Raw genomic sequence first — 8,518 nt, 5'->3', positions numbered from 1 at the left:
CGGGTCACCCTCGCCAAATCTGCCGTCCTTCACGCTCCAGCGCTGTTCGGCAATATAGGACATGAACGCGCCGAGCGAGGCGCCGGCGCCCGGCAGAATGCCGCAGACAAAGCCGATGACAGAGCCACGCAGATTGGCCCAGCCGCCGGCCATCATGTCCCTGAAGCGCGGCAGGGCGCGGCCAAGCGGAACCATCTTGGTTTCGCCCTGATGCACGCGCTCCAGATAGACCAGCACTTCGGAAATGGCGAACAGGCCGACAATGGCAACGATGGGGTCGAACCCGTCATAGAGATGGAAGGAGCCGGCCGTGTAGCGCGCCGTGCCGGTGGCGGGGTCGAGCCCGACCGTGGCGATCATCAACCCGATGAAGGCGGCAAGCAGCGTCTTGAACGGGTTGACCGAGGTGATGCCGCCGATTGTCGCAAAGGCCATGACATAGAGCGCGAAATAATCGGCGGGGCCGAAATAGATGGCGGCCTTGGCCAGAAGCGGCGCGAAAAGCGTGAGGCCGATCGTGGCGAAGGTCGCACCGATAAAGGAGGCGACGGCGGAGATGGCAAGCGCCTCCGAAGCCTTGCCGGCGCGCGCCATGGGGTAGCCGTCGAGCGTGGTCATGATGGCCGGCTCGTCGCCGGGAATGTTGAGCATGATCGAAGAGATGCGCCCGCCATACATGCAGCCGTAATAGATGCATGACAGCATGATGAGCGCCGAGGTGGGCTCCAGTCCGAGCGAGAAGGCAAGCGGAATGAGGATGGCGACGCCGTTCACGGGGCCAAGCCCCGGCAGCGCGCCGATCAGCGTTCCCGCGAAGCAGCCGAACAGCGCCAGTGCCAGATTGGTCGGCGTGATCGCCACCGCAAATCCCTGCGCAAGGGCAGACAGCATATCCATGAAATCAGCTCACGAATTCTGGGAGAAGCGGCAGCGGAAGACCGAGCAGCTTGTCGAAGGCAAGAAACAGGAACGCGCTCATGATCGCCGCAGAAGCGATGGATTTCGGCCATGAGCTTCGCAGGATGCGCCCGAGCAGCGCGACAGCGATGAAGGTGGCGAGCGGAAAGCCGAGCACCTCCAGAAACCCCGCATAGGCAAGCAGCAGCGAGACCGCCCCCACCTGCAATAGAAGCGGCTTGCCCGTGACCCAGGCCGGCTCCTCATCCGGGCGGATGATCATCGTCAGGCTGAGGATCGCCGCGGGCACGGACAGCATGATGGGAAAGGCCGCGGGGCCAAGAGGGTCGCCGAAGCTCGCCTCATAGTCTCCCGCGGTCACGCCGTACCAGATCGAAATGGCCAGAAGAAAAAGGCCGACGATCCTGTCTGTCACTTGATGACTCCGATCTCCTGGGAAATCTTGCGCATCTGTTCGGACTGGTCCTTCACATAGGCCTCGAACTCCGCGCCGCCGCGCCACACCGGCACGAGGCCGTTGCCCTTGGCGGTCTCTTTCCAGTCGTCCGTGTCGTAGAGCTTCTGCAGGCGCTCGACCCAGGCATCATAACCTTCGTCGGAGACCTCGCCGCCCGTGTAGAAACCGCGCCAGTTGTAGCCGGTCACGTCAAGGCCCTGCTCTTTTGCCGTGGGCGAATCCGGGAAGGCGGGAACGCGCTCGTCGGAAAGGGCCGCCAGAATGCGGATGTCGCCCGATTCCACGAAACCGGCGATTTCGCCAGATCGGTGGAAACCGCCTGAACCTGCCCGCCGATCATCTGCGTGACGGCGGGGCTGCCGCCATCGAACTGCACCCAGCGGATCTGCTTGTACTCATCGCCCGAAAGGCCGGCGGCCTGCGCCAGCATGAGAAGGCGGATATGGTCCCAGCCGCCCGCACCGGAAGAGCCGGCAACCGCAAGTGCGCTCGGATCTTCCTTGAGCGCGGCGGTCAGATCGTCGAGCGTCTTGAAGTCCGAATCCTTCGGCACCACGATCACGCCCACATCGGTGCCGAGCATGGCCACCCAGCGCATCACCGAGGTATCAGCCGGATACTTGCCCTGCGCGATCTGCGTGACGCCCACGGTGGAGGTTGCCACCATCAGCTCCGCATCGTCGGCGCGCGACGACATGACCTTGGCATAGGCAACCGCGCCCACGCCGCCGGGCATGTTGGTGACCTGAACCGGTGCATCCACCAGCTTCTGGTCGAAGAGCATCTTGCCGATGGTGCGGCAGGTGAAGTCCCAGCCGCCGCCGGGATCGGCGGGCGCAATGCACTCGGCTGCCGTGGCGCCAGCCACGGAAAGCGACGTCCACAGGACAGCCGCTCCAAAAAGCTTTGAAAGTTTCTTCATCAAGTCCTCCCTCATTGAAGTCGAAATTCCAGTGTCCGAGACCGGATTGACGTCCGCTCTCAGCCTCCTTCCACAAACCCGCGCGCGCCGAAAAGGCGGCGCGAATCCTCCAGCGCCTGCAGGATCTGCCCGCGCACATCGCGTGCATGCCTGCGAATGGCGGCGGCGGCCTCCTCGGTTTTCCGCTGCCGGACAAGCGCTATGATGTCATTGTGCTCGCGGTGGGCGATGGCGCGCGCCTCCGGCGAGCTCGCCACCAGCCAGCGGGCGCGGATCGTGCGGTTGACCGCGTCCTGCACCGCATCGCGCAGGAAACGGTTGCCCGAGAGGGCTGCAAGCTGAACATGCACGTCGAGCCCGGCCTCGAACCAGTCGTCCGGCGTGAAATCGCTCAAGCCCTCATCACCGTGCGCAGAATGGCGTCCAGCTCCTCCGGCGTCGCCCGCTCGCAGGCAAGGCGGATGGCCGCATCCTCGACGATTTCGCGATATTCGAAGATTTCCTCAAGCTGCTGCAGGTCGAAGGGCGCGATGGCATAGCCACGCTCGGCCTTCACGACAAGCCCTTCACGGATCAGCTCCGCCAGCGCCTGCCGGATGGGGGTGCGCGAAACCCCATAAGTGGTTTCCAGCGATCGTTCGGACACGACCTCGCCCGGCGCAAGCTTTAGCGAGAGAACATCGCCGCGAATGCGCGAAAGCACGCGCTCGCCGAGCGGCTGTTCGGTCATCTCTTTTGCAGCCTCACCCATGACGGACGGGCACTCCTCCTGCATGTGCGGCGGTCCGGACAAGCCTCCCTGCCTTCCGGTCTGCCATTTTTGGAACGGGCATTGACCGTTCTTTGGAAGACGGTATACCAATCCGGTCTACCGATGCAATCAGGTGGGAGGAAAAATCGTGACAGCACCAGCCGGCCACCTTGTGAAAGGGTTCCCCGAACGCGTCAGCGTCGTCGAAGTAGGGCCGCGCGACGGATTGCAGTCGGAGCCGCAATTCGTGCCGACGGACAGGAAAATCGCCCTCGTCAACGGGTTGATCGATGCCGGTATCCGCCATCTGGAGGTCACGTCCTTCGTTTCGCCACGCGCCGTGCCGCAGATGCGGGATGCGGCAGAGGTTCTGGCCGGCATCGACCGCTCGAAAGGCGCGGTGCTGACCGCTCTTGTGCCCAATGCGCGCGGTGCCGACCGCGCAGCCGAGGCCGGCGTCGATGCCATGGTCGTTTTCATGTCGGCCTCGGAGAGCCACAATCTGAAGAATGTGAACCGCACCCGCGCCCAGTCTCTTGATGGATTCGCCGACATCGTGCGCATTGCAGGCGATGCCGACATTCCGGTCTATGGGGCAATTGCCACATCCTTTGGCTGTCCTTTCGAGGGCGAAGTGCCGGTCTCCTCCGTGGTGGAGATCGCCCGCGCCTATCGCGACATGGGCATCACCACGCTGTCGCTGGGAGATACGACCGGCATGGCCACGCCGCCCGTGGTGCAGGAGCGCTGCCGCGCATTGAAAGAGGCGGTTCCGGAAGCCGACATCGCGCTGCATTTCCACAACACGCGCGGCGTGGGGCTTGCCTGTGTCTATGCCGGGCTGCTCGAGGGCGTTACCCGCTATGAGGCGAGCATTGGCGGCCTTGGCGGCTGCCCCTTCGTGCCGCGCGCCACCGGCAATATCTGCACCGAGGATCTCGTCTACATGCTGAGCGAATGCGGGGTGGAAACCGGTGTCGATCTCGAAAAACTGATCGGTGTCGCGCAGGAAGCCGAAGCGATCATCGGGCGCACGCTTCCCGGTCAGGTGATGAAGGCGGGCCCGCGGCTCCAGACTGCCAGCATGGACAGCGTTGCGACCGCCAATGGCTGAGAACATGACCGAGAAAAAAGCGCCGCTTGAGGGCATTCGGGTCATCGATCTGACGCGGGTTCTTTCCGGCCCGTTCTGCACCATGATGCTGGGCGACATGGGGGCGGAGGTAATCAAGGTCGAACCCGCCAAGGGCGACCCGATCCGCGAACAGGGCACGTTGCGCGACGGGTTCTCCGCCTATTATGCAAGCTTCAACCGCAACAAGAAATCGGTCGTCATCGATCTCTATAGCGCGCGCGGCCGCGCGGTGCTGGAGCGGCTGATCTCTGGCGCTGACGTCCTCATCGACAATTTCCGTCCCGGCGTGATGGCGAAGATGGGTTTTGGCGAGGCGCGGCTGAAAGCACTCAACCCCAGGCTCGTGACCGCCAATGTGAACGGCTATGGCTCGACCGGCCCCTATGTGGACCGCCCGGCCTTCGATTTCATCGCTCAGGCGATGAGCGGTCTCATGAGCGTGAACGGTGCGGAAGGCACCGAGCCGATGCGCGTCGCGCAGCCGATCACCGATCTGGTGGCCGGCCTCTACTGTGCATTCGGCATTGTAAGCGCGCTGCGCGCGCGCGATCTCAATGGAACGGGCCAGCATGTGGAAAGCGCCATGATGAATGGCGCGATCAGCATGATGGCCTATCTGGCGTCGGAATATTTCACCACCGGGGAGCTGCCTGCCCGCACCGGCAATGACCACCCGCTGGTGGCCCCTTATGGCCTCTTCAGGGCGCGGGATGGCGAGATTGCCGTCGCACCCTCCAATGACGTGATCCTGAAGCGGTTTCTCGATGTGCTGGAGCTCGGTCACCTGATGGAGGAGCCACGCTACGACACGAACGATAAGCGCTTTGCCCGCCGCCCCGAACTCAACGAGATGATCAATCAGGCTGTCGGCCGGGACACGCAGGAAGCTTGGATTGCGCGGCTCAACGCCGCCGGCGTGCCCTGCGGCAAGGTGCAGAATCTGGCCGAGGCGCTGAACGACCCGCAGACGCGGGCGCAGGAAATGGTGATCGAGGTGGACCAGCCGAACCATGGGCCGATCCGCATGCTGGGCTTTCCGGTGAAGCTGAGAGACACGCCCTGCCGCCTGCGCCATCCCGCGCCCGAGCTGGGCGCGGACACGAGGGCGGTTCTGGAAGCGAGCGGCTTCGAGGTTGACGAGATTGAAGCGCTGGCAAAGGAAGGTGCCATCGGGGGGAATTGGATCGCGGTGCGTGGTTCGACAAGCTCACCATGAGGGCGGGGTTGGCGAATGAAAACGTTGCACCGTCTCCGCCCAGGGCTCATTGCCAGGCACAGCTTCCCTCATGGTGAGCTTGTCGAACCACGCACCGCAATAATGCAGTGGAGCATCGGAACAATCTGAAGACTGGATGCCAGCGCTCTGCCCATGACGGCAGGGGCCATTGAAAACGCCACCCTTGGATCGGCGCGAAATGCCCCCATATGCCGGGGAGTGTCCTTCCTCCCCGGAGTTCTCCCATGATCCCCTTTTCCGTTCTCGATCTGGCGCCTGTCCCTGACGGTTCGAGCGTTGCCGATGCGCTCCAGAACACGCTCGACCTTGCCCGCCATGCCGAGAGCTGGGGTTATCGCCGTTTCTGGCTTGCCGAACATCACAACATGGCGGGCATCGCCAGCGCGGCAACCTCGGTCCTGATCGGGCAGGTGGCCGCCGCCACGAAGACGATCCGCGTGGGTGCGGGCGGTGTGATGCTGCCCAACCACGCGCCGCTGATCATCGCCGAGCAGTTCGGCACGCTGGCCACGCTTTATCCCGACCGCATCGATCTGGGGCTTGGCCGCGCGCCCGGGCACCGACATGGCCACGGCCCGCGCCCTGCGGCGGGGGCTCGACGATGGCGAGGGTTTTCCGCGTGATGTGATGGAGCTGATCGCCTATCTGGGTGACGATGAGCCGGGCCAGAAGGTACGCGCCATCCCCGGGCGGGGCACGCATGTGCCGGTCTGGATCCTTGGATCGAGCCTTTATGGCGCGCAGCTCGCCGCACATCTGGGCTTGCCCTATGCCTTCGCCTCGCACTTCGCGCCTGCCGCGCTGGAACAGGCGATTGAGGTCTACCGCCAGACATTCCGCCCCTCCGAACATTTGGAAAAGCCGCATTTCATGATGGCGCTCAACGTGTTTGCCGCCGATACGGACGCGGAGGGGCAGTTGCTTAAAACGTCCATGCAGCAGGCCTTTGCCAATCTGCGCACCGGGCGACCGGGGCCCCTGCCCCGTCCCGTGGAGAATGTGGTCGAAACCTTCGACCCCGCCATCGCCGCCGGCGTGGCGCAGGCGCTTGCCTGCACGGCGGCCGGCAGCCCGCAAACCGTGCGGGAGGCATTAAGCGCATTCCTGGCGCGATACAGGCCGGACGAAATCATCATTACGGGGCAGATTCATGACCATGATGCACGGCTGAAATCCTTCCGCATTGCCGCAGAAATTCTCGCCGAGACATAAATTTATCGATGATAAAATCTCTTCCGGAAATCTGTTTTAGCCATGACCTGATCTATCAGAAATGGAATATTTGGTCGATTAGACCTTGATAGCGGCAAATTAAGACCAAACGGGTTTTCACTCCTGTTATCGTCAAATGAACAAGAGCGCGGTCAACGCGCCCTCGACGAACAACAATGGGAGAGAGACATGTCGTCCCCGCAAAAGGCTCTGCCGAGCTTACCGCTCGCGCTGACGCCGGTGCTGCTCACGCTCATCGTGCTTGGCGTCCAGCTTTTCTATTTTGATGATTTCACACCCCATGTGCCCCTTGCCATAGGTCTCGCCCTTACCGGGCTGGTCGGCATCAAACTCGGTTTCGACTGGGAGGATATCGAAAAGGGCGTGTTTCACGTCATCCACGTATCGCTGCCGTCCGTATCGGTGCTCATCACCGTCGGCATGATCATCGGTGTCTGGATTGCAAGCGGCACCGTGCCAACACTGATCTATTACGGACTGACCATTCTCTCGCCGGAGATTTTCCTTGCCGCGGCCATGCTTCTGTGCGCCGTCGTGTCGCTTTCGCTCGGCACCTCCTGGGGCACGGTCGGAACGGTTGGCCTGGCGCTGATGGGCATCGGTGCCGGCTTTGGCATTCCGGTCTACTGGACCGCGGGCGCGGTCGTTTCGGGTGCGTTCTTCGGCGACAAGGTCTCGCCGCTCTCCGACACCACCAATCTGGCACCGGCCGTGACGGGCGTCGACGTGTTCTCGCACATCAAGAACATGATGCCGACGACGATTCCTTCAATGCTGATTGCGCTGGGCATTTATCTCTTTGCCGGCTATGGATTGATCGAGTCCGGCGGTGCGTCCTTTGACAAGATAACCGCGATCACCTCATCGCTGCAGGAAAACTTCGTAATTTCGCCCTGGCTGCTTCTGCCGGCCATTCTGGTGATCGCGCTGGCCGTTAAGCGCATGCCGCCTATCCCGTCTCTCTTTGCCGGCGTTCTGGCCGGCGGGCTGACGGCGATGATCGCGCAGGGCGTGGGGCTGCATGATGTCTTCACCTATGCCAATAGCGGCTACAGGATCGACACGGGCGTGAGCGAGATCGACTCGCTGCTCAATCGCGGCGGCATCCAGTCGATGATGTGGACGATCTCGCTGGTGCTGATCGCGCTCGGCTTCGGCGGTGCGCTGGAAAAGACCGGCTGTCTTGAAACCATCATCAAGGCGATCATGATGAAGGTGAAGAGCTTTGCCGGCATCCAGACGGCTGCCGTGGGCACCTCAATGGCGACCAATCTGGTCGCGGGCGATCCCTATCTTTCCATCGCGCTGCCCGGGCGCATGTATGCGCCGGTCTATCGCGGTATGGGCTATTCCACGCTCAACCTGTCGCGGGCGATCGAGGAAGGCGGCACGCTGATTTCGCCGCTGGTTCCGTGGAACGCAGGCGGCGCCTTCGTGATCAGCGCACTGGCGCTCGGCGTCTCGGACGGACATCTGGAGAACCTGCTCTATATCCCGCTCGCCTTCGCCTGCTGGCTCTCACCGGTGATCGGTCTCGCCTATGCCTATACGGGTCTATTCTCGCCTCGGGCGAGCGAGGCGGAGATGCAGGGCTGGCATGACAGTGGCGAAACCATTGCCGACCTGAGCGACCATGGCTGGGAGACGCCGGCCATACCAAGCACGACGCCAGCAGAATAAGACGCTGCGACAGGGACAGGCCCCTTAGATGGACGCACGGCGATCCAAGGGGCCTGTTTCGCATTCAGCGGGCGGGATAGTGGAACGGTTCGCCTGCAAAGGCTTCCGCACCACGGCCGATCTCATGGATCGCGCGGATCATCCGGCCTTCGCGCTCAAGCAGCCGGTCGCCCAGCGCGACGATG

General features: G+C 62.9%; 9 protein-coding genes and 1 pseudogene. 4 read left to right on the top strand and 6 right to left on the bottom strand.

What is annotated here, in order from left to right; genetic code table 11:
* The 6 genes from JCM21793_RS21860 to JCM21793_RS29800 all read right to left on the bottom strand — a co-directional run.
* The coding region (locus JCM21793_RS21860; protein ID WP_025031718.1) for a tripartite tricarboxylate transporter permease at positions 1 to 897 on the bottom strand (897 nt) is incomplete at its 3' end.
* A gap of 4 nt (positions 898 to 901) precedes the next feature.
* A complete protein-coding gene (locus tag JCM21793_RS21855) occupies positions 902 to 1,333 on the bottom strand; it encodes a tripartite tricarboxylate transporter TctB family protein (protein WP_025031717.1) in 432 nt (143 codons plus the stop codon).
* Positions 1,330 to 1,659: a Bug family tripartite tricarboxylate transporter substrate binding protein gene (locus tag JCM21793_RS31100; RefSeq protein ID WP_202901449.1), complete on the bottom strand. Its 330-nt coding sequence runs from the start codon at positions 1,657 to 1,659 to the stop codon at positions 1,330 to 1,332. The genes JCM21793_RS21855 and JCM21793_RS31100 overlap by 4 nt, the downstream gene beginning before the upstream one ends.
* A complete protein-coding gene (locus JCM21793_RS31095) occupies positions 1,560 to 2,297 on the bottom strand; it encodes a Bug family tripartite tricarboxylate transporter substrate binding protein (RefSeq protein ID WP_202901448.1) in 738 nt (245 codons plus the stop codon). Before JCM21793_RS31095 ends, JCM21793_RS31100 begins: the two co-directional genes overlap by 100 nt.
* A gap of 59 nt (positions 2,298 to 2,356) precedes the next feature.
* The gene (locus JCM21793_RS29805) at positions 2,357 to 2,692 is read right to left on the bottom strand and encodes an FCD domain-containing protein (RefSeq protein WP_051556264.1); all 336 of its coding nucleotides are present in this window, start codon (positions 2,690 to 2,692) and stop codon (positions 2,357 to 2,359) included.
* Complete coding sequence (locus JCM21793_RS29800; RefSeq protein WP_202901447.1) at positions 2,689 to 3,048, bottom strand: GntR family transcriptional regulator; 360 nt, start codon at positions 3,046 to 3,048, stop codon at positions 2,689 to 2,691. The genes JCM21793_RS29805 and JCM21793_RS29800 overlap by 4 nt, the downstream gene beginning before the upstream one ends.
* A 148-nt stretch (positions 3,049 to 3,196) precedes the next feature.
* On the opposite strand from JCM21793_RS29800, the gene JCM21793_RS21840 reads away from it, so the two are divergent.
* The 4 genes and pseudogenes from JCM21793_RS21840 to nhaC all read left to right on the top strand — a co-directional run bounded on the left by JCM21793_RS21840 (position 3,197) and on the right by nhaC (position 8,333).
* The gene (locus tag JCM21793_RS21840) at positions 3,197 to 4,162 is read left to right on the top strand and encodes a hydroxymethylglutaryl-CoA lyase (protein WP_025031716.1); all 966 of its coding nucleotides are present in this window, start codon (positions 3,197 to 3,199) and stop codon (positions 4,160 to 4,162) included.
* Positions 4,163 to 4,166: 4 nt separating this feature from the next.
* The gene (locus tag JCM21793_RS21835; RefSeq protein WP_025031715.1) at positions 4,167 to 5,399 is read left to right on the top strand and encodes a CaiB/BaiF CoA transferase family protein; all 1,233 of its coding nucleotides are present in this window, start codon (positions 4,167 to 4,169) and stop codon (positions 5,397 to 5,399) included.
* Positions 5,400 to 5,644: 245 nt separating this feature from the next.
* Positions 5,645 to 6,632, top strand: a pseudogene (locus tag JCM21793_RS27725) (LLM class flavin-dependent oxidoreductase).
* 189 nt (positions 6,633 to 6,821) lie between these two features.
* The gene (nhaC, locus tag JCM21793_RS21825) at positions 6,822 to 8,333 is read left to right on the top strand and encodes a Na+/H+ antiporter NhaC (RefSeq protein ID WP_007007247.1); all 1,512 of its coding nucleotides are present in this window, start codon (positions 6,822 to 6,824) and stop codon (positions 8,331 to 8,333) included.
* Positions 8,334 to 8,518 lie beyond the last annotated feature (185 nt).

The sequence above is a fragment of the Nitratireductor aquibiodomus NL21 = JCM 21793 genome, from assembly GCF_000615975.1.
Lineage (GTDB): Bacteria > Pseudomonadota > Alphaproteobacteria > Rhizobiales > Rhizobiaceae > Nitratireductor > Nitratireductor aquibiodomus.
Note: the sequence above shows the minus strand (reverse complement) of the source record. Positions and strands in the feature narration are given on the sequence as shown.

Bases quoted from the DNA above. Each gene is read 5' to 3' on its own strand.
- JCM21793_RS31095 (WP_202901448.1), bottom strand. From the start codon at position 2,297: ATGAAGAAACTTTCAAAGCTTTTTGGAGCGGCTGTCCTGTGGACGTCG.
- JCM21793_RS29800 (WP_202901447.1), bottom strand. From the start codon at position 3,048: ATGGGTGAGGCTGCAAAAGAGATGACCGAACAGCCGCTCGGCGAGCGC.
- JCM21793_RS21835 (WP_025031715.1), top strand. From the start codon at position 4,167: ATGACCGAGAAAAAAGCGCCGCTTGAGGGCATTCGGGTCATCGATCTG.
- nhaC (WP_007007247.1), top strand. From the start codon at position 6,822: ATGTCGTCCCCGCAAAAGGCTCTGCCGAGCTTACCGCTCGCGCTGACG.